26 protein-coding genes are annotated in these 24,504 nt (G+C 69.3%); 3 read left to right on the plus strand and 23 right to left on the minus strand.

From position 1 onward, the window contains the following. Nucleotides 1-12 precede the first annotated feature (12 nt). The 18 genes from ROA7023_RS03950 to ROA7023_RS04035 all read right to left on the minus strand — a co-directional run bounded on the left by ROA7023_RS03950 (nt 13) and on the right by ROA7023_RS04035 (nt 13,572). Nucleotides 13-864, minus strand: coding sequence for a F0F1 ATP synthase subunit gamma (locus ROA7023_RS03950; protein WP_085877718.1), 852 nt, complete (start codon nt 862-864; stop codon nt 13-15). Beyond that, complete coding sequence (locus ROA7023_RS03955; RefSeq protein WP_085877719.1) at nt 861-2,381, minus strand: F0F1 ATP synthase subunit alpha; 1,521 nt, start codon at nt 2,379-2,381, stop codon at nt 861-863. The genes ROA7023_RS03950 and ROA7023_RS03955 overlap by 4 nt, the downstream gene beginning before the upstream one ends. After that, nucleotides 2,371-3,102, minus strand: a complete 732-nt coding sequence (locus tag ROA7023_RS03960) for a F0F1 ATP synthase subunit B family protein (protein ID WP_085877720.1) — start codon at nt 3,100-3,102, stop codon at nt 2,371-2,373. Before ROA7023_RS03960 ends, ROA7023_RS03955 begins: the two co-directional genes overlap by 11 nt. Nucleotides 3,103-3,106: 4 nt before the next feature. Beyond that, nucleotides 3,107-3,352, minus strand: coding sequence for a F0F1 ATP synthase subunit C (locus ROA7023_RS03965; RefSeq protein WP_085877721.1), 246 nt, complete (start codon nt 3,350-3,352; stop codon nt 3,107-3,109). Next, nucleotides 3,352-4,044, minus strand: a complete 693-nt coding sequence (locus tag ROA7023_RS03970; RefSeq protein WP_085877722.1) for a F0F1 ATP synthase subunit A — start codon at nt 4,042-4,044, stop codon at nt 3,352-3,354. The genes ROA7023_RS03965 and ROA7023_RS03970 overlap by 1 nt, the downstream gene beginning before the upstream one ends. Next, entirely contained in the window at nt 4,041-4,331 is a 291-nt protein-coding gene (locus ROA7023_RS03975; protein WP_085877723.1) for an N-ATPase subunit AtpR, read from the minus strand. Before ROA7023_RS03975 ends, ROA7023_RS03970 begins: the two co-directional genes overlap by 4 nt. Continuing rightward, the gene (locus ROA7023_RS03980) at nt 4,328-4,630 is read right to left on the minus strand and encodes an AtpZ/AtpI family protein (RefSeq protein ID WP_085877724.1); all 303 of its coding nucleotides are present in this window, start codon (nt 4,628-4,630) and stop codon (nt 4,328-4,330) included. Before ROA7023_RS03980 ends, ROA7023_RS03975 begins: the two co-directional genes overlap by 4 nt. Continuing rightward, nucleotides 4,627-5,034 (minus strand): F0F1 ATP synthase subunit epsilon, encoded by a 408-nt coding sequence (locus ROA7023_RS03985; protein ID WP_085877725.1) that lies wholly within the window; start codon nt 5,032-5,034, stop codon nt 4,627-4,629. The genes ROA7023_RS03980 and ROA7023_RS03985 overlap by 4 nt, the downstream gene beginning before the upstream one ends. Continuing rightward, entirely contained in the window at nt 5,031-6,467 is a 1,437-nt protein-coding gene (gene atpD, locus ROA7023_RS03990) for a F0F1 ATP synthase subunit beta (RefSeq protein ID WP_085877726.1), read from the minus strand. The genes ROA7023_RS03985 and atpD overlap by 4 nt, the downstream gene beginning before the upstream one ends. 153 nt (nt 6,468-6,620) lie before the next feature. Further along, nucleotides 6,621-7,016: a CBS domain-containing protein gene (locus tag ROA7023_RS03995; protein WP_085877727.1), complete on the minus strand. Its 396-nt coding sequence runs from the start codon at nt 7,014-7,016 to the stop codon at nt 6,621-6,623. Then, nucleotides 7,013-7,192: a hypothetical protein gene (locus tag ROA7023_RS04000; RefSeq protein WP_085877728.1), complete on the minus strand. Its 180-nt coding sequence runs from the start codon at nt 7,190-7,192 to the stop codon at nt 7,013-7,015. Before ROA7023_RS04000 ends, ROA7023_RS03995 begins: the two co-directional genes overlap by 4 nt. Before the next feature lie 54 nt (nt 7,193-7,246). Next, nucleotides 7,247-8,236, minus strand: coding sequence for an FAD:protein FMN transferase (locus ROA7023_RS04005; RefSeq protein ID WP_085877729.1), 990 nt, complete (start codon nt 8,234-8,236; stop codon nt 7,247-7,249). A 2-nt stretch (nt 8,237-8,238) separates the two neighbouring features. Next, on the minus strand, nt 8,239-9,462 hold the full coding sequence (nqrF, locus tag ROA7023_RS04010) for an NADH:ubiquinone reductase (Na(+)-transporting) subunit F (RefSeq protein WP_085877730.1): 1,224 nt from the start codon (nt 9,460-9,462) through the stop codon (nt 8,239-8,241). Continuing rightward, on the minus strand, nt 9,459-10,070 hold the full coding sequence (gene nqrE, locus ROA7023_RS04015; protein ID WP_085877731.1) for an NADH:ubiquinone reductase (Na(+)-transporting) subunit E: 612 nt from the start codon (nt 10,068-10,070) through the stop codon (nt 9,459-9,461). Before nqrE ends, nqrF begins: the two co-directional genes overlap by 4 nt. Continuing rightward, nucleotides 10,067-10,732 (minus strand): NADH:ubiquinone reductase (Na(+)-transporting) subunit D, encoded by a 666-nt coding sequence (locus tag ROA7023_RS04020; protein WP_085877732.1) that lies wholly within the window; start codon nt 10,730-10,732, stop codon nt 10,067-10,069. Before ROA7023_RS04020 ends, nqrE begins: the two co-directional genes overlap by 4 nt. 2 nt (nt 10,733-10,734) lie before the next feature. Next, entirely contained in the window at nt 10,735-11,532 is a 798-nt protein-coding gene (locus tag ROA7023_RS04025; RefSeq protein WP_085877733.1) for an FMN-binding protein, read from the minus strand. Then, nucleotides 11,519-12,301: an RnfABCDGE type electron transport complex subunit D gene (locus ROA7023_RS04030; protein ID WP_085877734.1), complete on the minus strand. Its 783-nt coding sequence runs from the start codon at nt 12,299-12,301 to the stop codon at nt 11,519-11,521. The genes ROA7023_RS04025 and ROA7023_RS04030 overlap by 14 nt, the downstream gene beginning before the upstream one ends. Continuing rightward, nucleotides 12,298-13,572 (minus strand): Na(+)-translocating NADH-quinone reductase subunit A, encoded by a 1,275-nt coding sequence (locus ROA7023_RS04035; protein ID WP_085877735.1) that lies wholly within the window; start codon nt 13,570-13,572, stop codon nt 12,298-12,300. The genes ROA7023_RS04030 and ROA7023_RS04035 overlap by 4 nt, the downstream gene beginning before the upstream one ends. Before the next feature lie 107 nt (nt 13,573-13,679). Between ROA7023_RS04035 and ROA7023_RS04040 the strand changes: the two genes are divergently transcribed. Further along, nucleotides 13,680-14,879 carry a cytochrome C gene (locus tag ROA7023_RS04040; RefSeq protein WP_200812456.1) on the plus strand — a complete coding sequence of 400 codons (1,200 nt, stop codon included), beginning with the start codon at nt 13,680-13,682 and terminating at the stop codon, nt 14,877-14,879. Between the two features lie 116 nt (nt 14,880-14,995). Beyond that, complete coding sequence (gene ppsA / locus ROA7023_RS04045) at nt 14,996-17,380, plus strand: phosphoenolpyruvate synthase (RefSeq protein WP_085877736.1); 2,385 nt, start codon at nt 14,996-14,998, stop codon at nt 17,378-17,380. A gap of 18 nt (nt 17,381-17,398) precedes the next feature. Here the strand turns inward: ppsA and ROA7023_RS04050 are convergent, their stop codons facing one another. From ROA7023_RS04050 to ROA7023_RS04065, 4 genes are all read right to left on the minus strand, one after another. Next, nucleotides 17,399-18,370: an ABC transporter ATP-binding protein gene (locus tag ROA7023_RS04050; protein WP_085877737.1), complete on the minus strand. Its 972-nt coding sequence runs from the start codon at nt 18,368-18,370 to the stop codon at nt 17,399-17,401. Next, entirely contained in the window at nt 18,367-20,250 is a 1,884-nt protein-coding gene (locus tag ROA7023_RS04055; RefSeq protein WP_370739192.1) for a dipeptide/oligopeptide/nickel ABC transporter permease/ATP-binding protein, read from the minus strand. The genes ROA7023_RS04050 and ROA7023_RS04055 overlap by 4 nt, the downstream gene beginning before the upstream one ends. Then, complete coding sequence (locus ROA7023_RS04060) at nt 20,247-21,194, minus strand: ABC transporter permease (protein ID WP_085877738.1); 948 nt, start codon at nt 21,192-21,194, stop codon at nt 20,247-20,249. Before ROA7023_RS04060 ends, ROA7023_RS04055 begins: the two co-directional genes overlap by 4 nt. Before the next feature lie 66 nt (nt 21,195-21,260). Then, nucleotides 21,261-22,835, minus strand: a complete 1,575-nt coding sequence (locus ROA7023_RS04065) for an ABC transporter substrate-binding protein (protein WP_085877739.1) — start codon at nt 22,833-22,835, stop codon at nt 21,261-21,263. A 95-nt stretch (nt 22,836-22,930) separates the two neighbouring features. Between ROA7023_RS04065 and ROA7023_RS04070 the strand changes: the two genes are divergently transcribed. Then, nucleotides 22,931-23,623 (plus strand): DUF1028 domain-containing protein, encoded by a 693-nt coding sequence (locus ROA7023_RS04070; protein ID WP_085877740.1) that lies wholly within the window; start codon nt 22,931-22,933, stop codon nt 23,621-23,623. Nucleotides 23,624-23,650: 27 nt separating this feature from the next. Here ROA7023_RS04070 and ROA7023_RS04075 read toward each other — a convergent pair whose 3' ends face one another. After that, nucleotides 23,651-24,439 (minus strand): FadR/GntR family transcriptional regulator, encoded by a 789-nt coding sequence (locus ROA7023_RS04075; RefSeq protein ID WP_085877741.1) that lies wholly within the window; start codon nt 24,437-24,439, stop codon nt 23,651-23,653. Between the last annotated feature and the right edge of the window lie 65 nt (nt 24,440-24,504).

Raw genomic sequence — 24,504 nt, forward strand, 5'->3', positions numbered from 1 at the left:
CCGGGGCGCGTGTCAGTCCGAAATGTCGCGCCCCGGCCGCCGTCGGGTCTTGCCGGAACCAAGCTCGATGATCTCCGAGGTGATCTGTTCCTGGCGGACCTGCCGCTGCGTCGCCACCAACGCATTCAACCGCCGCTCTATCTGGTTGCCCGCGGCGGCCATGGTCTGCATCCGCGCCTCGTTCTCGGCCACCAGCGCGTGGATCGCGGCGCGGCAGACCCGGGCGTGCAAGTATTCGGCGCCAAGGCTTTCTACCAGTTCTTCGGCCGGCAACTGGATCAGCGGCGGCTCTGCTTGTGCTGCGGGAAAGTCGGCCGGATCCAGCGGAAACAGCGGCTTGCGCACGACGCCCAGCTGCCCGGAATCCACGGCCGTATGGACGATGTCGAGCCGCTGCAGCCGGCCGCTGTCGAAGACCCCCAGCGCGGCCTCGACGATCCCGGCCGCCAACCGGGGGATGCCCGTGATCCCCGACGGCATCCGGCCCGACCAGATCGGCACGATCCCCCGCGCCTGTGCCACCGAGAGGCCCCGCGTGCCGACCAACAGCAAGGCATCGGCCCCGGGGCCATCCGCGATCGCGTCCAGCACGCGGGCATTGAAGACGCCGGCAAAGCCCTGTTCGGCGCAAAAGGCGAGGATCCCGGTCTTCTCCGGCACATCCGGGGCCGGGACCGTCCTGTCCGACGGCACCACGCTGGCCATCGCCGCCGCGATGGTCGCGGCATAGCTGTCGACGGCCACCAGACCGCGCCTCGCGCCACGGGCGCGGGCCGCGGCGATGCCCTTGATGGCGTTCACGACCGACCCGAGCTGTCGCACCCCGTCGATCCGGCTGCTGATGTCGGCCAGCCCCTCGGTCATTCCGCGGCCTGCGCGAGGCTGCGCGCCAGCCTCTCCATCTCGGCGATCAGCGCGGACCGGGTGGCGGTGTCAAGCGTACCGGTCTCGGCGATCATGCGCAGCGCGCCCGACGCCCCGTGATCGAGCGTGCCCGGCAAGGCCGCCCGGAACGCCGCGACCCCCTCGGGCGCCAGCCCGTCCATGAGACCGCCGCGCAGCGCGATCATCAGCGCGGCCTCGTCGGCCAGACGCAGCGGGCGATGCTGGGGTTGCCGCAACACCTCGCGGATGCGCTCTCCGCGCCGAAGCTGCGTGCGAACCCGGCCCTCGGGCATGCCGCCGAACCGGGTGAAGACCTCCAGCTCCAGGAACTGCGCATAGTCCAGCCGCAGGCTGCCCGCGGCCTCGCGCAGCAGCGGCGCCTGGGTCTTGCCGCCGACACGGCTGACGCTCAGGCCCACGTCCACGGCCGGTTTCTGCCCCTGATGAAACAGGGTGGAGTCCAGCACGATCTGGCCGTCGGTGATCGAAATCAGGTTCGTCGGGATATAGGCCGAGAGGTTGCCCGCATCGGTCTCGGCGATGGGCAGGGCGGTGAGGGAGCCGCCGCCGCGGGCCTGTGACAGCTTGGCCGCCCGTTCCAGCAGCCGGGCGTGGATGTGGAACACGTCGCCGGGATAGGCCTCGCGGCCCGGCGACTGCTCGGTCAGCAGGGCGATTTCGCGATGCGTCGCGGCATGTTTCGACAGGTCGTCGAAGACGATCAGCGCATGCTGTCCCCTGTCGCGGAAATACTCCGCCATTGTCATCCCGGCATAGGGCGCGATCCATTGCAGCCCGGGCGCGTCGGCGGGGCTCGCGACCAGGACGATGCAGCGGGCGAAATCGGCATGGGTGCGCAGGGCGGTGATGGCGCGGCGCACGCTCGAGGTCTTTTGCCCGATGGCCACGTAGATACAGATGATATCGCTGTCGCGCTGCGCGATCAGCGTGTCCACCGCCAGCGTCGTCCTGCCGGTGGCGGTGTCGCCCACGATCAGCTCGCGCTGCCCCCGGCCCAGCGCGAAGAGCGTGTCGACCACCGCGATCCCGGTCTGAACCGGCTCCGTTACCAGGTCGCGCTCGATGATGCCGGGGGCCGGGCGCTCTATCGGCAGGTGGGCGCCGGCCTCGATCGGGGCCCCGCCGTCCAGCGGCCGGCCCATCGGATCGACGATGCGCCCGAGCAGCCCTTCGCCCACCGGCACCTGCACCACCTCGCCGGAGCCGAAGACCGCGTCGCCGGCCTCTACATCCGTCGCGCCGTCGAGCATCACCGCGCCGATCAGGTCGGGGTCGAGCACCCGGGCAAAGCCGACCTGCCCGTTCTCGAACCGCAGCACCTCGTCCAGCCGCACATCGAGCAAGCCCGAGATCCGCGCGACCCCGTCGCCGATCTCCTCGACCAGGCCCCGGTGGGTCGCCCTGGGGCCGAGGGTGGCGTCGCGCACCACCTCCCGCGCCCTGGCCAGCCAATCGTCCGGCGCATCAGCGGGCATCGCGCAGGTCCTTGCCGAGGCGTTCGAGGTCGGCCTGCCAGCTGTTGCGCAGCGCGAGGTGCGGCGCCCGAAGCTCCAGCCCCGCGATCAGGGCGGGATCGGTCTCGAAGCGCAGCCGGGGCGGACCGGTCAGCACGCCGCCAAGCGCCTGCCGGACCCTCGCCTGCCCGTCGGGCGAGAGCGGGGCCGCGCCGACGACGGCGATATCGGCGCCTGCGAGCGCGGCGCGATCCTCGGGCGGCAGCGCCGTCACCGCCTGCACCAACAGGTCGAGGAAGGCCTGCTGGACAACGCCCTCCGGCAGGCGTGCAAGCAGCCGGCCCGCGATGTCGACGGCGAGCCCGGTAGCCTCGGCGGCGCTGGCCTGCCGGGCGCGCCGGGCCTCCTCTGCGAGGGTCCGCCGCGCCTCGGCCAGCATCGCCTCCACGTCCTTGCGGCCCTGCCGGCGGGCGGCGGTGCGGGTGGCCTCTGCCTCGGCCTCGGCGGCGGCCAGCCGTGCCTCGCGCTCGGCCGCGACGCCGTTGCGGGCGTCAGCTACATCGTCCATCGCCGATCGGGCCGCGTCCCGCTCCTGCCGGGCCGCGGCCCACAGGGCCTGCGTGTCGTCCTGCCGCCGCGCCACGGCCGCCGCGACCGGCTGCCAGAACAGGCGCGACAGCAGCCAGACGAGGATCAGGACATTGACCGCCTGCAGCCCCAGGGCCCACCAGTCTATCGACATGGTTTCATCCCAGAAGCGGGTTGGCAAAGAGCAGAAGCAGCGCGATCACCAGGCAATAGATCGCCGTGGTCTCGATCATCGCGAGGCCGACGAACAGCGTCCGCGAGATCGTGTTGGCCGCTTCGGGCTGGCGGGCGATCGCCTCCATCGCGGCGGCGACGGCGCGGCCCTCGGCCAGCGCGGGACCGATCGCCCCGACGGAAACGGCCAGGGCCGCGCAGAAGATGCTGACGATACCGATATAATCCATCAGGTGTCCTTTCCGAGTGATGTGGCGTCGGGCGCCTCGCCTTCGACCGCGGCGCCGATAAAGACCATCGCCAGGACCGCGAAGATATAGGCCTGCACCAGGCCGGTGAGCAGTTCGAGCGCCATCAGCGGGATCGGCACCAGCAATCCCGCAAGCGAGGCGACGATGCCGATGACGAAAACGCCGCTCATGACATTGCCGAAGAGCCGCACGAACATCGAAAACGTCCGGGTCAGGTTCGACAGCATATTGAGCGGGATCATGACCGGGTTCGGCGCGGCGAAGGACCGCAGGTAGCCGCCCACCCCGTGCCGCCGCACGCCGAACCAGATCACCGACAGGAACACCAGGACCGCCAGCGCGGCGTCAGTTTCAAGCCCCGCGGTCGGCGGCTCCACCCCCGGCAGCAGGGACGACCAGTTTGCCACCAGGATGAACAGGAACACCGTCCCGATGAAGGCGCGATAGGGCGCCGGCGCCGTGCCCGTGGTCGCCCGGATCTGGTTGTCGATCGTGACCACGATCAACTCCGCCGCCGCCTGGACCTTGCCCGGCCGCGATGACAGCCGCCGAGTCACCAGCAGCGAGGCGGCGGCGAGCACGACGATGATGACCCAGGTCACGAGGATGGCCTCCGAGATCGGAACCGGCCCGATCCGGAACAGCGCCACGGACTCCAGCGGGGAATTCACGAGGCACCCCCCCTGCCCTGCCGAAGCATGGCCATGCGACCCAGCACCACCCCCGCCGCCGTCGCCAGAAGTGCCAGCGCCCCCCATTGGACCGCCAGCAAGAGGCCCGCGCCGAGCGCCGCGAGCCGCGCCAGGGTCAGCCCCAGCGCCACCAGCGGCGCACCGCCCCCGACGATCAGCGCCGCGGTCGCCTGCAGCGCCGCGAAATAGCCCAGCCCCAGGAGGACGCCACCGACAAGAAACAGCGGCAGCCACAGCAGGTCGGCCAAGGTCACAAGCTCTGTCATCGCGTGTTCATCCATTTCCAGGCGGTCCAACCGCCGATACCGACTCCAACGACCATCAACGCCCCGCTCCAGAAAATGCCCGCGCCGAACCGCGCGTCGAGCCAGCGGCCAAGGAACAGCCCGCCCAGGATCGGCACGACGAGGATCCAGCCCAGCACGCCGATCTGCGCCAGACGCCGGCCCACCGACATCTCTCCCTCCCGCAGCCCGCGGGCGCGGCGGGCGCGGTGACGGCGGATACCGGTCACCAGCGGGTCATCCTCGCCCCGGTCGCCCGCCTCGGGCCGGCGGCCGGTCATCGGAACTCTCCGGCGTCGAAGCCGGGCCGCAGCCGGGTGATCATCCTGCGCACGGCCGTCATCTGCAGCCGCAGCGCCTCGACATTCTCCACCCGCGCCGCGTCGTCCTCAGCCTGAAACCGGGTCAGCACGTCCCGGTCGAGCAAGGCGAGGTCGTCGCCCGCGACCGCCTCTCGGCTGGCAATGGCAACGAGATCATCGGCAACCGTCATCACGCCGCCGCGCACGGCGCAGAACCGCTCGCGCGGACCCTCGCGCCAGCTGACGATCGAGACCGCCAGCGCCGTCAGGAACGGCGCATGGCCCGGCAGGACGCCGAACCCGCCGCTTGCATCTTCGGCCCGCAGGCTGTCGATGTCCTGTTCGACCACGACGGTCAGGGGTGTGACGATCCGCAGCTTCACGACGCACCCCCGGACGCGTCTTCCCGGGCGCGAGCCTCGTCGAGGGTCCCGACCATGAAGAGCGAGCTTTCCGCCCAATCGTCCGCCGCGCCCTCGAGGATGGCCCGGCAGCCGTCCAGCGTGTCCGCCAGGCTGACCCGCGCACCGGGGATGCCGGAAAAGGCCTCGGTCACCATGAACGGCTGGGTCAGGAACCGTTGCAGCCGGCGCGCCCGGCCCACCACCAGACGGTCCGCGGTGCCCAGTTCCTCGACCCCCAGCAGCGCGATGATGTCCTCCAGCTCGCGGAACCGGGCGAGGGTCTGGCGGACGTCCTCGGCGATCCGGTAATGCGCCTCGCCGACGACCAGAGGATCGAGCAGCAGCGAGGACGACGCGAGCGGGTCCACCGCCGGATAGAAGCCCTGCGCCGCGTTGGTGCGCGACAGGACGATGACGCAGTCCATATGGGCCGAAATCGTAGTCACCGCGGGATCGGTGAAATCGTCGGCGGGCACATAGACCGCCTGGATCGCGGTGATGGCCGAGCCCGCGACCGATGCGATCCGTTCCTGCAGGGCGGCGACCTCGCTGGCCAGCGTCGGCTGGTAGCCCACCCGCGAGGGCTGGCGGCCCAGCAGGCTAGAGACTTCGGCCCCCGCCTGCACGAAGCGAAAGACGTTATCCATCAAGAGCAACACGTTGCGGTGCCGCACGTCGCGAAAATATTCCGAGATCGTCAGCGCCGTCAGCCCCGCCCGCCAGCGGGCGCCGGGCGGCTCGTTCATCTGTCCGTAGACGAGGACGGTGCGTTCGATCACCCCGGAGGCCTGCATCTCGGTCAGCAGCTCATGCCCCTCGCGCGACCGCTCGCCGATCCCCGAGAAGACAGATATGCCCTCGTATTTCTCGACCATGGCGCGGATCAGCTCCATGACCAGAACGGTCTTGCCGACGCCCGCGCCGCCGAACATCGCGGCCTTTCCGCCCTGGGCCAGCGGGGTCAGTAGGTCGATCACCTTGATCCCCGTCTCGAACAGGTCCATGTCGCCCGCCTGCGCCTTCAGCAGCGGCGGGGCGGCGTGGATCGGGCGGCGCGGCGTGTCGGCGGGCAGCGCGGGGCCGTTGTCCTGCGGGGCGCCCAGCACGTCGAGCAGGCGCCCCAACACTGCGGGCCCCACCGGCACGGTCACCGGCCCCCGCGTAGCGGCGACGGATACCCCGCGCGCCAGCCCCTCGGTGGACTGGAACGCCACCGCTCGGACGGTGCGGGGGTCGAGGTGGCTTTGCACTTCCAGCGTCAGCGCCCCCGGCCGGTCCCACCGCACCAGCAGCGCCGCGTTGATCGCGGGCAACTCTCCCGCGAAGTGCACGTCGACGACCGCCCCGCGCACGGCCACGACCCGTCCATCCGAGACAGCCTCGGTCAGCGTCGGGTCGGTCGGTTCGCCCATGCGTCGGCATCCCTTTTCCGTGCCCCGGCCGGCCGCGAGGGGCTGGTCCGGTGCGACATCGTGGGGCACTTATCCGCAGAGGCGGGGCCGGCGTCCTTGATCGAGGTCAGTTTCCGGCCGGATTTCCCGGCCCGCCTCTGCGCAGGCCGGACCTCAGCCGGCCCGCGACAGGGCCGCCAGCACCGCCGCGCGCGACAGCAGCCCGACGAGCTTGCCGTTCTCGAGCACCGGGAATTCGCGGTGCGGGCTTGTCATCATCGTCTGGGCGACCCCGACCACGTCCTGCCCGGCCTCGACCCAGACAACGCCCTCGGTCATGAAATCCGCCACCACGCCGCGCCATTCCTGGTAATAGCTCGCCTCCAGCACCGGGCCGAAGCAATCCTTCTGGGTGAGGATCCCGCACAGGGTGTCGTCCGCGTCGATCACGGGGGCGGCCGATGCGGCCTGATCGACCAGCTGGGCCACCGCCCGCCGGATCGGGACATCCCGTGTCAGCCGGACAAAATCGGGTGTCATGATCTTGCGGACGCGCAGCTCGGTCGTCATTCCGAGGTCTCCTCCGCCGACCGCGCCCGTCCCCGCGCACAGCCCCCGCAGGCCGCCCCCGGCACGCAGGACAGGCCGCCGCAGGACCCCCGCACCGGCCCGCGGCCCAGCGCCAGGCCAAGGCCGATCCCGCAGGCGGCAAGCAGGAAGATCAGGATCGCAAACAGAATTTCCATCAGGCCCTCCGGTGTTGCGTGATCATGCCACGGCGCGTGAGCAAAATCACGGGGTCAGATCAGAAAGCGGTCCATCTCTCCGGTGGTGACCGCCCGCAGGCGCTGCGGCGCACCGGCGAGGAACAGCGCATTCAGACCCTGCTCTCGCGCCAGCGCCGGACCGTCCACGGCACCGGCCGCGAACAGGGCCGTCGCCCAGCCATCCGCGCCCGTGGCCTCCGGCGCCACGACGGTGACAGAGCGCAGGTCCCCCGCCACCGGCGCCCCGGTCGCGGGGTCGATGATGTGGCTGACCTCCCGGCCCTGCAGCCCGTAGGCCTGCGCCCGTGTGCCCGAGGTCGCCACGCAGGCGTCCGTCAGGCCGAGCATGGCCGCGGCCCCGGTCAGCTCTGCCAGGGGCTGCTCGACGGCGACCTGCCAGGGCCGGCCTGCGGGATGCAGGCCGACGGCGGCCAGCTCTCCGCCGAGGTCGATCAGCGCCCCGCCAAGCCCGGCGGTCCGCACCAGCCCCCCCAGCCGGTCGAGCGCCCAGCCCTTGGCGATGCCGCACAGATCCAGGGTCAGGCCGGGCCGCGCCTTGGCCAGCCGCCCTCCAGCCACCGAAATGTCGCGCCAGCCCGGCGCCGCGTCGCCCCGGATCGGCCCGAAGCCCCAGCGCGCCACCAGGGGGCCCACGGTCGGATCGAAGCGCCCGCCGCTTGCATCGGCGAGCGTCAGGGCGGCCTCGGCGACGGTGGCCGTGTCCGCCGAGACCGGCAGGGCCGCATCTGCCCGCATCCGGTTGAAACCGCCAATCTCGCTGTCCGTGCGCCAGGGCGACATCTGGCGGTCTACCTCGCCCAGGATGCGGTCGATTTCGCCGCGCAGCCCTGCAAGCCCCGCGCCTTGGGCCGAGACGATCCGCCACCGGGTGCCGAAGGCCGGCCCTTCCAGCACCTCGAGCGCGGGCAGATCCGCCCGCGCGACATGGGGCAGCGCCACCGCCGCCGAGACCAGTCCCAGAAAACGTCGCCGGCTTGGCCGCACCTTGGGGGCATCGCGCATGCTCATACTCCGAAATCGTCGTTGTAGATCGCGCCGGGCTCCACGCCCAGCCGTTCAAGGGTCGCCAGCACCGCCGAGATCATGATCGGCGGGCCGCAGAGATAGTATTCGCAATCCTCCGGCGCCGGGTGGTTCTGCATCTCGCGCCGGACGGTCTCGTGGATGAAGCCGATGGCCCCGGTCCAGCGGTCGCCGGGGGCCGGGTTCGACAGCGCCGGGGTGAAGCTGAAGTTCGGGTGCGCCGCGGCCAGCGCGTCGAAGGCCTCGGTATAGAACAGGTCGGCGGCGGATCGCGCCCCGTAGAAATACCGGATGCGCCGGGTCGTGCCGGCGCCAAGCTGTTCGTGGATCATCGCCCGCAGCGGCGCCATGCCGACCCCGCCGCCGATGAACACCATCTCGCGCCGGGTGGGCTGGACCCGGAAATCGCCGAACGGCCCCGAGGCGGCGACCGGATCGCCGGGCTGCACCGAGAACAGCCAGGACGACACGACCCCCGGCGGCACGTCCTCTTCCCGGCCCGCGGGCGGGACGGCGAGGCGGATGTTGAATACGGCCACGCGGGCATCCTCGGGCCGGTTGGCGACGGAATAGGCCCGGGTGACCGGCGCCGCCGATGCCACGCTCAGCCGATCCCAGCGGGCGTTCCGCCAGACCTCGCCAAAGCCGTCCCCCGGCGCGATCCGGCCGAGGTCGAGATCGTAGGCCGGCGCGGTCAGCTGCATGTATTGGCCGGCGTGGTAATCGAAGGGCTGGCCCTCCGGCAGTTCCAGAACCAGTTCCCGGATCAGCGGGGCCAGCATCCGGGTCGAGGCGACGTGGCAGGTAAACCCGCCGCCCGCGGCCAGAACCTCCTGCGGGACGGTGACCGCGCAATCCCCGCGCAGGCTGGTCTGGCAGGCGAGCCGCACATGCTCGCGCCGTTCATGGGCCGACAGGATGCCGCGCTCGGTCGCTTGTGGCTCTCCGGCACCGGCGCCGGTGACCGTGACCCGGCACAGCCCGCAGGTGCCCGACCCGCCACAGGCCGCCGGAATGCCGATGCCACCGCCGTGCAGCACGCCCAGCAGTCGGTCGCCCCGCGCCGCGGTCAGGTGGGTGGTCTCGTTCACCGCGACATCCACGGCGCCCTGCGGCACCAGCCGTCGCCGCGCGGCAAGCAGCCCGAGCGTCAGGCCCAGCACCAGCAGGGCGACCGCGAGGGAGGCGAGGGCGATTTCGGTCATTGCGCGGCCATCAGGGCGAACGAGGCAAAGCCCAGCGACATCAGCCCCGCCAGAATGAAGGTGATCCCCAGCCCGCGCAGCCCGTCCGGCAGGTCGGCATAGGCCAGCCGCGTCCGCACCGCCGACAGCACCACCACGGCGACGGCGAACCCCGCGCCGCTGCCCAACCCGTAGACCGCGGATTCGGCCAGGCCATAGCGCCGTTCCTGCATGAAGAGGCTGCCCGCCAGGATCGCGCATTGCACCGTCAGCAACGGCAGAAAGACCCCGAACGCCGCGTAGACCGCGGGAAAGAACCGATCGAGTACCATTTCCAGAAGCTGGACTGTCGCCGCAATCACGCCGATGAAGGCGACGAGCGAAAGATAGGACAGATCAAGCTCCGGCAGGCCGGCCCAGCCCCAGGCACCCGGCGCGAGGAACCACACGTAGAGCAGCTGGTTCAGCGGCACCGTCACGCCCATCACGGCGGTCATCGCGACCCCGAGGCCAAGTGCCGTCTCGGTCCGGCGCGACAGCGCGAGGAAGGTGCACAGGCCCAGAAACAGGCTCAGCGGCATGTTCTCGACGAAACTCGCCCGCAGGAACAGGGACCAGAGGTCGGTCATTCGGCGGCCTCCCGATGCTCTGGCGGGGCGAAATCGGGGGCCTCTGCCTGCTCCGGCATCAGCGTGCGCAGGGCCCAGACGAGGCCCCCCAGCAGGAAAAAGCCGCTGGGCGCGAGCAGCATCAGGCTGAGCGGCGTGAACCAGCCGCCCTGCTCGGCCAGCGGCAGCACCTGCCGGCCCATGAGCTCTCCCTTGCCGAAGACCTCGCGCACACAGCCGATGAAGATCAGCACCAGCGAATAGCCGAGCCCGTTGCCGAAGGCGTCGACCATGGAGGGCACCGGCGGGTTGTGGCGTGCAAAGGTCTCGGTCCGGCCCAGCACCAGGCAATTCGTGGTGATCAGGCCGACGAAGACCGACAATGCGCGGCTGATTTCGAAGAAATAGGCCTGCAGGATCTGGTCGATCACGATCACCAGCGACGCGATGATGACGATCTGCAGGATCAGTCGGATCGTGTCGGGGATGTGCCGGCGGATCAGGCTGATGAGGCCGGCGGCCAGCGTCAGGACCACGGTCAGCGAGGCCGCCATGGTCAGCGCGGTCGCCAGCGACGTGGTCACCGCCAGTGCCGAGCAGATGCCCAGGATCTGCAGGGTCACCGGGTTCTCACGGAGCAATGGCGCGGTCAGCGTTCGCCAGAAGGATCCGGGCGCGGCCATGGTCAGAAATCCCCCCGCTGGATGGCGTCGATCACCGGCCCGTAGCCCAGCGGGCCGAGCCAGAACCGCACGATCCGGGTCACCGCACTGCTGGTGCGGGTGGCGCCGGTGATGCCGTCGACTTCATAGACGCTGGACGCAGCCCCCCGGGCCACCGCAAAGCGCAGGTTGCCGTCGGCATCATGGGTGCGCGTGCCGGGGAAATCCGACAGCCAGCCTTGTTCCTCGATCCGCCCGCCAAGCCCCGGCGTCTCCGAATGCGCGGTCACCGCCAGGCCCGCGATAGTGGCCATGTCGCCGCCCAGCGCCAGGACCGCGTCGATCCGCCCGTTGTAGCCCGCCCCGCTGATCGGCAGCAGCACCAGCGAGACCTCCTCGCCGTCGCGCAGCAGGTAGATCTGCGCGTAATCCGGGCGCTGGCCCAGGCCGGCCAGGTCCTCGGCGGGGGGGATCGCGCTCCAGTTGCCGGCATCGGCCAGCGCAGTCTGGAGCGTGTCCGGCGTCACGCCCGTGGCCGCCCGGCCCGCGTCGAGGTCGACCACCACAGTGCCCAGGGTGCCGCCCGCCTCGGACAGCAGATCCTCCATGCCGGGAATGCCCAGCACCAGCGCCTCGATCCGGGCCTGTTCCTCGGCCGCGCGGTTCGCGGCCTGGATCGGGCGCAGCAGCACGGTCGCGCCACTGACCAGCACCGCGCAGCCCACCGAGACGGCCAGCGCCATGAACAGCGTCTTGAAGCGGGTGTCGTTCGGCTGCGCGAGAAAGCCGCGCCAGCCTCCGGTCCGGTCATGATCCGCCATGTCGTCTCCGTCGTTGCAAGGTCCAGAGGGCGATCGCGATGTCGTCCAGCAGCGGCGCCGCGAGCGAGGCAAGCAGCGCCGCGGCGACGCAGAGCTGTACCGGCGAGGCCCCCTCCCAGCCGGACGCGAAGAGCAGGACGAGCGCCGCGTAGAGCGCCCCGTTCAGCCAGCGCCCCAGCGCGGTCGAGGCGCTTGCGACGGGGTCCGCGACAAGCAGGACAAGCACCATGGCCGCCGCCGGCACGACCCAGTCAGGCCCCCCCGCCAACAGCGCCGTCCCGCCCCCGACCAGCGCGGCGCCGGCGAGGATGCCGAACGGCATGACACCGAACAGGACACCGAGCCCCGCCGCCGGGATCGCGGCCCAGGCCACTGGCAGCACGAAGTCGGGCCATGCAAATGTCGGAAAGCCGAAGCCCAGGAAGGCCAGCGTCACCGTCGCCGGGTTCAGCACGTTGCGGCCCCAGCCGCCGAAGACCAGCTCGCCGAAGACCGCGCCGAAGCTGATCCCGAGCACAATCCGCACCAGCCCCATATCCTCCGGTGCCAGCATCGCGACGGCCAGCGCCGTGATCGCGCCCGCGAAGGACGGCGGCTGCGCCCGGGCCAGCATGAAGATCAGGTGCCAGGCGCCCGAGACGATCAGCGCCAGCCCCAGCCGCCCGACCGCCCCCGCGCCGCCGAACCAGATCCAGACCAGCGCCATGGGCATCAACGCGGCCAGCAGCAACAGCGCCACCATCTCGCGGTCCCAGAGCCCCCGGATCATGCTGCCATCTCCGTGCGGGTGCGGTCGAGCATCGCGCGCAGCAGATCGCCCAGCCCCGCCTGCCCTCCGGTGACGTAATCGGCCAGCGCCAGGTCTTCCTCTACCAGGGACAGTGCCCCGAGGCGGGTCGCGGTCTCGTCGTCGCCGACGCTGAGGGCGCGGACCATGGCCATCGCCGGAAACGCGCCGCCGACAGCGTGCTGCAGCGCGGCCGTCGGTATGACGGGCTTGGGCACCGAGGAGGATGCCAGCGCGGCCAGGAACCAATGCGGCGGCTTGCCCTCCTGCTGTTGCGGCCAGATAGTCGCCTGACGGTCCAGCGTTCCAAGCCATTGCGCCCGGCGGCCGTCCAGCGGGGACCCGGCCATAAGCACATGCGGCCCGGGCCGGACCAGCCCGTAGCTGAGCGCCCGCAGATCGGCCCCGAGTTGACAGCGCACCAGCCGCGAGGCGGTCAGCGCCGGGCCTGCAACCGACACCAGTCGAGTGCGCGGCAGCCGCCCCGTCGCGAGCAGGACGCCAAGCTGGGCCACATCTTCGGCGTGCAGATCCCAGACCGGCCGGCCGGGCGCCGCCGGGCAAAGGTCGTGAACACGGAACCCGGCCAGCCCATGCGGGTGACGAGGCGAGACGTGCGCGATCCGCGCCCCGCCGGCCGCGTCCGGGGCAATGGGCGGAGGGCCATCGGCGGCGCACAGAAAGACCGGGCCATCGGTCAACCTCCCCAGCGCGGCCAGCCCGCGCCCGAGGGCCTCCTCCAGTCCGTCGAGCGCCAGACGGGGGTCCGGCGCCAGCGGCCGGCTGTCGGTGGCCATGACGACGATGGCGGCCGGGCGCTCTGCGCTGGCGGGCATCCGGCCGTAGGGGCGGCTTCGGATCCGGGGCCAGAAGCCGCAGCCCTGCATCAGCGCCACGAGCGCCGGCGCGTCGCCCGACGCGGCGGCGGCGACATCCCACTCGGCCACCTCCCCGCCGGGGTCCCGGAACAGGATGATCTCGTCGAGCCTGCGGCCCGGCCCGAGGCGCACGCGGGCGACACGGCCCGCGAAGGGCGCGGACAACACGATCTCGGGGTGATTTCGCAGCCTTGCCACAGGGGCGCCCTCGGCCACCGGGCTGTCCTCGGGCGCGACCAGATCGACGCGCAGGACATCGCCGGGGGGCGCCGTGATCGCGGCCTCTTCGGTGATCATCCCAGTCGGAACAGGGTTCTCGAACGGGTCAGAGCGAAAGACAGGTGAAAGGCCGAAACCTGGGATCCGCCCGAACATCGCTCCTCCAGGCCGCCGGGGCCGATTTGGATTTCGTTTTCGAAAATCAAGAACTGGTGTGTGATAGGAGACTGATCGACCTCACTCAAGTATGCGGAGCGATGCTCATGCGGTTTCCCTCGATATTAGTCACTTTTGCCCTTCCGTTCATGGTCCTGGCGGGCCTGATGGCGTTGCAGGAACAGGCCTCGGCGCAGACCGCCGGTGACGCGCAACCCCCTGCGGAGACGCCATTTACCGGCGACGACGTGATCCGCCCCTACGTCATTCCCGAATCGGGGCCCTTCAACCCCGAGGAGATCGAGATCGAGAACAATGCGGCCATCGCCGACTGGTTCCGCTCCGCCCATGCCGATACCGCGGCCGAGGCGTTCCGCCATTGGGACGCCGACGAGGAGATCAGCCCGGCCTGCGCCGTCTGCCATTCCGGCGAGGGCTTCCGCTCGTTCCACGGGCTGGACGGCAGCGACCCCGGCATCCCCGATGAGCCCGTCAACGTGGGCGGCGTCGTCGATTGCGAGACCTGTCACAACACCGGCCTGTCGCGGATCTCCGAAATCGTGATGCCAAGTGGCCTCAGCCATCCGGTCGAGGGGGTCGAGGCCGCCTGCATGACCTGCCACCAGGGCCGCACCGCCGGCACCACCGTCGAGGCCGCGATCACCAACATCCCAGTAGACCTGCCGGACCCCGAAATCAGCTTCGTGAACCCGCACTACGCCACCGCCGCCGCGACCTGGCTGGGCGGCTACGGCGGGGCCGGCTATCACTACGACGGAAAAACCTATTCCGGACGGTTCTTCCACGCCCGGCCGGTCAGCACATGCGTCTCGTGCCACCAGCCCCACACGCTGGAGATCGCGACCGACACCTGTCGCTCGTGCCACGAGAACGGCACGCCGACCGAGATCCGCATCGCCCGGCAAAGCTATGACGGCAGCGGCGACACCGCGCAGGGCATCCACGCCGACATCGCCGCGAACGCCGACACCCTGCTGGAGATGATCCAGCGCTACGCCGCCGATGTTGCGACGGTGCCGCTGATCTACGATGGCGGCAGCTATCCCTATTTCTTCGCGGACGAGAACGGCGACGGCGTGGCCGACACCGTGGACGGACGCGGCGTGGCCTACGGCAACTGGACGCCCCGGATGCTGCGCACCGCCTACAACTGGAAGCTGGTCACCTCGGACCCCGGAATCTATGCGCACAACCCGCATTACGCGCTGGAGTTGCTTTACGATTCGGTCGAGGACCTCTCGGGCCCGCTTGGCGTGGACATGGACAGCCTCGGGCTTCTGCGCTGAGGCGCCCGCGCCGGCCGCCGGGACGGAGTCCCGTGCGCAATTGACCTGTGTCAACGCCATGGGCCGACGGGCGGCGCACACTGTGCCTGCAACAGCGCCAGTGGGAAACCGAAACCATGTCTGCTCCTCTCGAAACGATCTTCTTCGACGACCTCCGCCGCGCCGATGTGGCGCTTGTCGGCGGCAAAAATTCCTCTCTGGGTGAAATGGTCCAGACGCTCGGATCGATGGGCATCCGGGTGCCGCCAGGCTTCGCCACGACCTCGGACGCCTATCGAAGGTTCATCGAGGCGAACGGGCTGAACGCCTACATCAGCGATACGATGGCCGCCCATGCCGCCGGCAAGATCATCCTGCACAAGGCGGGCGCGGACATCCGCGCGGCGATCCTGGGGGGCGACTGGCCCGCCGCCGCCGAGGCCGCGATCCGCGATGCCTACCGCAAGCTGTCGGACCGAGCGGGGCAGACGGATCTCGCCGTCGCTGCCCGCTCCAGCGCCACCGCCGAGGACTTGCCCGACGCCAGCTTCGCCGGCCAGCAGGAGACCTATCTGAACGTCGTCGGCGAGGACGCCGTGCTGGTGGCCTGCCGCAAATGCTATGCCTCGCTGTTTACCGATCGGGCAATCACCTACCGGCACCTCAAGGGGTTCGACCACACGGACGTGGCGCTGTCCGTCGGCGTCCAGCAGATGGTGCGCTCGGATATCGGCGGATCGGGGGTCATGTTCTCGATCGACACGGAATCGGGCTTCGACAAGGTGGTGCTGATCAACGCCGCCTGGGGCCTGGGCGAAACCGTGGTGCAGGGTGCCGTCACCCCCGATGAGTTCCAGGTCTACAAACCGTTTCTGGACCGCGCGGGCGTCCGGCCGATCCTGGAGCGGATGCTGGGCGCCAAGGAGATCAAGATGATCCTCGCCGGTGCCGACGACGACGATCCGGTCCGCACCGTCCCGACCTCCAGGGCAGAGCGCGGGCGCTTCGTGCTGAACGACGACGAGGTGCTCGATCTGGCCCGGCAGGCGGCCACCATCGAGGCACATTACGGCCAGCCCATGGACATGGAATGGGCCAAGGACGGCAATACCGGCGAATTGTTCATCGTGCAGGCCCGGCCGGAGACAGTGCAGTCCCGCTCCGACGCCGGTGCGCTCAAGAGCTTTTCCATCGGTGACCATGGCAAGACCCTGATCAAGGGCCTGTCGGTGGGCGAGCAGATCGCCACGGGGCGCGTCTGCCTGATCGACGACGTGGCCGACATCGACGATTTCGTCGACGGCGCGATCCTGGTGACCTCGACGACCGACCCCGACTGGGTGCCGATCATGAAACGCGCCTCGGCCATCGTCACCGACCACGGCGGGCGGACCAGTCACGCCGCCATCGTCAGCCGCGAACTGGGCGTGCCGGCGATCGTCGGCTGCGGCAACGCGACCCATGTGCTGCACGACGAGCAGGAGGTGACGATCTGCTGCGCCGAGGGCGACGAGGGCTTCGTCTACGACGGGATCGCCGACTTCGACATAAAGGAGCTCGATCTCGACCATGTGCCGCAGACCCGGACCAAGGTCATGCTCAACCTCGGCAACCCGGCGACCGCCGCGCGGTGGTGGCGCTTGCCGGCCGATGGCGTGGGGCTGGCGCGGATGGAATTCGTGATCTCCAACGCGATCCGGGTCCACCCCGAGGCGCTGATCCATTTCGACGCGCTGCGTGACCCGGACGTCCGGGAGGAGATCGAAACACTGACCCGGGGCTATGCGGACAAGACAGCGTATTTCGTCGACAAGCTCGCGACCAGCCTGTCGCGGATCGCGGCCGTGGCCTATCCCAAGCCGATGATCCTGCGGATGAGCGATTTCAAGTCGAACGAATACGCCGACCTGATCGGCGGGCGGGAGTTCGAGCCCCATGAGGCCAACCCGATGATCGGCTGGCGCGGGGCGTCGCGCTATTACGATCCCGCCTACCGGGACGGCTTCCGTCTGGAATGCCGGGCGGTGCACAAGCTGCGCGAAGAGATGGGGTTCGACAATGTGCTGGTGATGATCCCGTTCTGCCGCACGCCCGAGGAAGCCGACCGGGTGATCGAGGTCATGGCCGAAGAGGGCCTGCGCCGCGGGGAGAACGGGCTGGAGGTCTACGTCATGTGCGAGGTGCCGTCGAACGTGATCCTGGCCGAGGAATTCGCCAAGCGGTTCGACGGATTTTCCATCGGCTCCAACGACCTGACGCAGCTGACGCTGGGCATCGACCGCGACAGCGACAAGTTGGCCCCGCTGTTCGACGAGCGTCACGCCGCGGTCGAGTGGATGATCCGCACCGTGATCGACAAGGCCCATGCGGCCGGGGTCAAGGTCGGGCTCTGCGGGCAGGCGCCGTCCAACTATCCGGAGTTCGCGCAGGTGCTGGTCGACGCGGGGATCGACTCGATCTCGGTCACGCCGGACAGCTACCTGCAGGTCAAGGATCACGTGGCCAAGGCCGAGGGCGGCTGAGCCCTCGCGCCCGCGCGCCTAGCGGCTGACCGGGCCCGGCAGCGGGTTGAAGCATGCAAGGGCGCGATCTGCCCCGTCGGCGGTCAGAACAGGCTTTTCCGCCCGGCACCTGTCGGTGGCAAAGGCGCAGCGCTCGTGAAAGGCGCAGCCCACTGGTGGCGAGAGCGGGTCGGGAAGCTCCGTCTCGGCGTTTTCCGGCGCGGCGATCGGCCGCCCGACCTCCGGGGCGCTCTGGGCGAGCAGGGCGGTGTAGGGATGGCGCGGGTTGGCGAAGATCTCCCGGGCCGAACCCACCTCGACGATCGAGCCGAAATACAGCACGGCGATCCGGTCGCTGACCGCTTCGACCACCGCAAGGTCGTGGCTGATGAACAGATACGTCAGCCCGAACTCGGTCTTGAGGTCGGCGAGCAGGTTCAGCACCTGCGCCTGCACCGACACGTCGAGCGCCGAGACCGGCTCGTCCAGGATCAGGATCCGCGCCTGTGCGGCCAAGGCGCGCGCGATGCCGATCCGCTGCGCCTGCCCGCCGGAAAACTCGTGCGGGTAGCGGTCGAGGAATTCCTCGCGCAGGTTCACCGCCGCGAAGATCTCCTGGATGCGGGCCGCGCGGGCGGCCCTGTCGAGGCCATGCAGCTTGCGCAGCGGGACCTCCATGATCTGGCGGATCGTCTTGCGCGGGTTCAGGCTGCTGTTGGGGTCCTGGAAAACATACTGGATCCGCTTGCCGAAGATCGCAGGGTCGGCGTTGTCGAGGGTCTCGCCCTCGATCTCTATCTGCCCGGTGCTGGGCGGCAGAAGCCCGACCAGCATCTTGGCCAGAGTGGACTTGCCGCAGCCGGACTCGCCGACGATCCCGAGGGTCTCGCCCGTGCGGACATCCAGATCGAGCGGATGGACCGCATGGACCATCGCCCGGGGCGGGCCGAACAACCGCTTGCCGACGGGAAACGACTTCGACAGGCCGGTGAGTCTGAGGGCTTCGCTCATGCGCTCCGCTCCTTGGCGACTTCGGGGAATAGACAGCGGACCTTGCGGGCGGGCTCCGTGGGGGCGAGCGCGATGCTGCCGGCCCGGCACTCCGCCTGCGCCTTGTCGCAGCGGTCGGCGAAGGCGCAGCCGTGCGGCAGCCTGTCCACGACCGGCGGCAGGCCGGGAATGGCCGCAAGCCTGCGCTGGCCGCCGCCCAGCGTCGGGACGCAATCGATCAATCGGCTGGTATAGGGGTGCTGCGGGCTGCGCAGAACCGCCGCCGTCGGTCCCTCCTCGACGATTCGGCCCGCGTACATCACCGCGACCCGGTCGCACAACTGGCCGACCACGCCGAAATCATGGGTGATGAAGATGATCGCAAGACCCCGTTCGCGCCGAAGGTCGCTGAGCACGGACAGGATCTGCGCCTGCACGGTCACGTCGAGCGCCGTGGTGGGCTCGTCGGCGATGATGACGTCGGGGTCGTTGGCCAGCGCCATGGCGATCCCGACCCGCTGACGCATGCCGCCCGACATCTCGTAGGGATAGCTCTCCATCCGGCTTTCCGCGTTGGGGATGCGGACGGATTTCAACAGGCTGATGGCCCGCCGGTGCGCCGCCTCCCTCGACACGTCCTCGTGGGTCCGGATCGCCTCGATCAACTGGTCCCCGGCCTTGTAGAGCGGATGCAGCGTCGCCTGCGGATCCTGGAAGATATAGGCCACGCGGCGCCCGCGCAGCGAGCGCAGGACCTCGTAGCGCGCACCGACAAGATCCTGTCCGTCGAAATGCACCGCCCCGCCGGTGATGACCCCGGGCGGCGAGGCGACCAGCCCCATCACGCTCAGCGCCGTGACCGATTTGCCCGAGCCGCTCTCGCCGATGATGCCAAGGCATTCGCCCTTCTCGACATGCAGGTCTACGCCGCCGACGGCCTTGTAGACCCGATTGCGTACCCGGAACTCGGTCCGCAGGTCGGCGATGTCGAGCAGGCTGTCCGTCCGCGCCGCGGGCGCCGGCCCGTCGCGGTCGACCGTCGTCGCGGGCATCGGGCGGCTGAGGGCGCCGGATTTCAGCCGCGGATCCAGCGCATCGCGCACCCCGTCGCCCAGCAGGTTGATGCCCATGACGATCACGAGGATCATCGCGCCGGGCACGATCGAGGTGTGCGGATTGGTGATCAGCGCCGAGCGCGCCTCGCCCAGCATCGAGCCCAGGTCCGCCTGCGGCGGCTGCGAGCCGAGACCGAGGAACGACAGGCCGGCGGTCTCGAGGATCATCCAGCCGACGGTGGTGGACATCGCGATCACGATCACCGGCAGGACGTTGGGCAGGACCTCGGCCAGGATGATCTCGCGGTTGCGCATCCCGGCCAGGCGGGCCGCATCGACGAATTCCTTGTGGGCGATGCCGACGGTGATGCCGCGGATGTTGCGGGCAAAGAACGGCACGTTCACCGCGGCCACCGCGATCAGCGCGTTCATCAGCCCGGGCCCCAGCGCGGCCACGATGGCCAGCGCCAGCAGGATGTAGGGAAACGCCATCAGCATGTCGACGCCGCGCATGATCACGTTGTCCGTCCGCCCGCCGTAGAACCCCGCGATGATCCCGATGGCAGAGCCGAGCACCGCCGCGATGACAGCGGCGGCAAAGCCCATGGCCAGGCTCAGCCGGGTGCCCCACATCAGGCGGCTCAGCAGGTCGCGGCCCAGATGGTCCGTCCCCAGCAGCGCACCTGCGCTGAACATCGGCTGGAACCGGTTGGGCGTGTCGGTCACGTCCGGATCGGCCAGCGGCAGCAGCGGCGTGATCAGCGCCAGCACCACCACGATGCCGATCACCACGAGCCCGGCGAGGGCCAGCCGGTTGCGGGCCAGAAGCCTGAAGAACGCCATCATGTCTTGATCCTCGGATCCAGCAGCGCCTGGGCCACATCCACCATGATGTTGAAGATCACGTAGCAGGCCGCGATGAAGACGACCCCGCCCTGCACCAGCAGGATGTCACGCTTCAGAATCGCGTCGACAAGCATCCGGCCGACGCCGGGCCACTGGAACACCATCTCGATATAGACCGCGCCCGACAGAACGAAGCCCGCCTGGATGCCGAGGATCGGGATGATCGAGACCATGGCCGCGCGCAGGGCATGACGCCAGATGACCTGTCTTTCGCGGACCCCCTTGGCCCGCGCCGTGCGGATGAAATCCTGCCGCAGCACCTCGAGCATGGCCGACCGCGCCAGCCGCGCGATCACGCCCGTCGCGACCACCGACAGCGCGAAGGCCGGCATCGCCAGATGCTCCAGCAGGACGCCGAGGTTGCGGTCGCCGTAGATCGGCCACATGCCGGACACCGGGAACCAGCGCAGCTGCACCGCGAAGACCAGGATCATCATCATCCCCAGAAAGAACGACGGGATCGAGATCCCCAGCAGCACCACGAAGGTGATTGCCTTGTCCGCGACCCCGTATTGCCGCGCCGCCGAGATCACGCCGGCCGCGATCCCCAGCAGCGAACATAGCACGAAGGACGTGCCCGCCAGGATCAGCGTTGCGCCGAACCGGTCGAGCACTTCGTCCAGCACCGGCCGGTTCAGGGCGAAGCTGCGCCCGAAATCGCCCTGCAGCATGTTGCCGAGCCAGATGAAATACCGCGCCACCAGCCCCTGGTCGAGCCCGAGGTCGCGGTTCAGCTTCTCCACGTTCTCGGGTGTGGCGTAGGACCCGAGGATCGCCGTCGCCGGGTCCCCCGGGATCATCGCCATGATCAGGAACACGATCACGCTGATCCCGAGTAGCACCGGAATCGCCGACACGAGCCGTTTGAGGATGTATCCGGTCATGCAGTCGCCTTGCCATGCTTGCACGGCCCCGCGTTCGGGCCCGCGCAAGTCAGTTTCGGTTCAGCCTCAGTTCTTGCTGACGTCGTCGAGCAGCAGGAAGAAGGACGGCTGCAGCGAAAAGCCCTCGACCCGGTCGGAGGTCACCGCGTTCTGCTTCCAGTTCGCCACGAATACCCAGGGCGCGTCTTCCTGCACGATCACCTGCATCTCCTGATAGAGACGGGCGCGTTCGTCCTGGTCGGTCTCGACCCGGGCCGCGTCCAGCAGCGCGTCCACCTCGGGGTTGGAATAATAGCCCGAGTTGAAGCCCCCGTTGTCGGGGAAGGCCGCGGTGCGCAGGGTCAGGAACGGCAGCGTGTCGGGATCGTTGGTCATCCAGGCCATCTCGGCCATGTCGGCCTTGCCCTCGAGCCCCGGGTTCACGTTGCCCAGAAAGGTGTTCCACTCGTAGGTCTCGATGGTCACGTCGAGGCCCACCGCCTCCAGGTCCGCCTGGATCGCCGTGCCCATGGACACCGGATCCAGCATCCCCGAGCCGCCTTCGGTCACGTAGAACGTGAGCTCGGCCCCCTCGGCGCCGGCCTCGGCCAGCAGCTCGCGCGCCTTGTCCGGGTCGTAGGGATAGGGCTCGAGGTCCGGGTTGTAGGCCCAGGCGAAGGCCGGCGGGGTCGGACCCGCGGCGACCTCTGCGGTGCCTTCCAGAACGTCGTTGACGATCGCCTCCTTGTTGATCGCGTAATTGGCGGCCTGGCGCACACGGACATCGGCGAAGGGGCCTTCCTTCGCGTTGAGGATCAGGAACCAGACGTGCGGTCCGGCCTGTTCATGAACGGTATAGGCGTCGCCTTCGAACTCGCTCAGCGCCACGGGCGGCACCTCGACCATCAGGTCGATGCCCCCGGCCAGCATCTCGGCCGTGCGCGTGTTGGCGTCGGTGATCGGACGGAAGACGACGGTCTGCAACTCGGGCGCGCCGTCCCAGTAGTCAGGGTTGGCCTGGACGACGACGGCCTCGTTGCTGCGCCATTCGCCGAAGGTGAAGGCGCCGGTGCCCGAGGGGTTGCGCCCGAAATCGGCGCCGTATTCCTCGACCGCCGCGGGCGACACGATCAGGCCCGTGGGATAGGCGAGGTTAGACAGGAACGGCGCATAGGGCGCGTTCAGCGTGAACCGGACGGTCTGCGGGTCGACCGCTTCGACCGTCTCGACGGCCGAGAAGAAGAACGCCAGCGGGAACGGGCCGGTGTCGTGATAGGGGTGCTCCTCGTCCAGCATCCGGTCGAAATTGAACTTGACCGCCTCGGCGTCGAACGCGCTGCCATCGTGGAACGTCACGCCCTCGCGCAGGGTGAAGGTATAGACGGTGCCGTCCTCGGAGATGGTCCAGTCGGTGGCGAGCGCCGGCTCGACCTCCAGCGTGCCGTCCCTGTAGCGGACCAGCCCGTCATACATGTTCATCAGGATGCGGAAGTCGTTCACCGCCGTCACCGCCGCCGGGTCCAGCGCCTGCGGCTCCGCGATCTGCCCCACGATCAGCACGTCTTCCGGTGTCTGCGCCTGGGCGCTGCCAAGCGACAGGGCGAGCGCCGTAGCCGCCGTGGCCGCAAGCAGGGCCCGACGGGGAAGTGTCAGGATAGTCATGGCATGTCCTCTCTTCTGACTTCATTTATCATGATTAATTGCATTGGGACAAATTCTCATGATAAATACAAGGGCAATTTGCCAGAGGTTGCAGCATGACGTTTTCGATACTGACTTATGATAGAAAAACGGGCATTTACGCCGGGGCCGCCGCTACGGGCAGCTTCTGCGTGGGCGGCTGGGTGCTGCGTGGCGACATCGAATCGGGGTTATGCGCGTCCCAGGGCACCGCCCCAAGCACCTTCTGGCGCGACGATGCGATGCGCCTGATGCATCAGGGCGCCCCGGCCGCGAACATCGTCGAGACCCTGACCGAGGCCGACAGCGGCCGGGATTACCGGCAATTGTCTGTTCTGGACAGGTCGGGGGGCACGGCGGGCTTTACCGGCGCCGAAAGCGTCCCCTTCGCCGATGTGATCGCGGGACCGGACATGATCGTGGCTGGCAACATGATCGCCTCCCGCAGCGTGCTCGAGGCGCTGGCGCAGGCCTTTCGCGACAGCTCCGGCCCCGCCGCCAACCGGCTCTTGACCGCGCTCCGCGCCGCCGAGGCAGCCGGGTCCGACGTGCGCGGGCTGCAATCCGCCGCCTTGCTGGTGCTGGACCCCGATGCGCCGCCGCTGGACCTGCGGATCGACCACAGTGCGCGGCCGCTCGACGATCTGGCGGCCCTCGCGCAGACGGTCGCCCAGCCGCCCTATGCGACCTGGCTGTCCCAGGTGCCGGTGCAGAATGACCTGAACCGCGCCCCGTCAGAGGCGCCCGCGCCTGTGCCCCCGCGCGAGTAGCTTTCCGCGCGGGGGCACAGGCGCGGGTTATTCGACCATGAATTCGCGCGCGATGCGGATTTCCTGGGCGTTCATCATGCTTTCCGCGCCTTCCATGTGCGACAGCATGATCGCCCGGGCAAGCGGCCCGTCGCCGCGTTCCAGCGCATCGACAAGCTCGATCTGGTGGCGGCGTCCCCGCTCCCACAGCTCGCGGTTTGGCGCCTCGTAAAGACGACGATAGACCGTCAGATCCGTCAGGATCCGCGCCATGAAGGAAATGACGAAGCCCAGAAGCTCGTTCTCCGCGGCATCCGCGATCCGCGCGTGAAAGGCCAGCGACGAGATGTGCTGCTGTTTCTCCTCCTCGGGCGAGCGCGCCGGTTCCGGGTGCCGATGGGCCATCTCGCGCAATGTCACGAGAGTCTCGGCGTCCAGCTTGCCCGCAAGGTGGGCGACAAGCTCCGGCTCCAGCATCTTGCGCATCTGGTAGATGTCCGACAGCGACAGGTCCTTGAAATAGAAGTAGTTTCCCAGAAGGGACATCGCCCGGTCCTTGCTGACTTCGCCGACCGAGCTGCCTCCGCCGGGGCCGGTCTTGGTCACGATCAGCCCCTGCGCCTCGAGGATTCGCATCGCCTCGCGCACGGTGCCTTTCGACACCCCGAACTGGGTGATCATCGCCGCCTCGTTGGGCAGCTTGTCGCCCTTGCGAAGGTCCCGCTCCACCACCCAGCGCTTGATCTGGTCGGCCACCTGCACGGGCCGCGAGCGCTTCTGGGCGCGCGGCGCGTCGCTGATCTTGGGGCTGATCGGTCGGACCGTGTTCTTCGTCATCACATTTTTCTAGACGAGGCGTTGCGGCTTGTGTAGGTCATAATTTATCATAATAAATTTGGAAA

The sequence above is a fragment of the Roseisalinus antarcticus genome (assembly GCF_900172355.1).
Taxonomy (GTDB): Bacteria; Pseudomonadota; Alphaproteobacteria; order Rhodobacterales; family Rhodobacteraceae; genus Oceanicola; species Oceanicola antarcticus_A.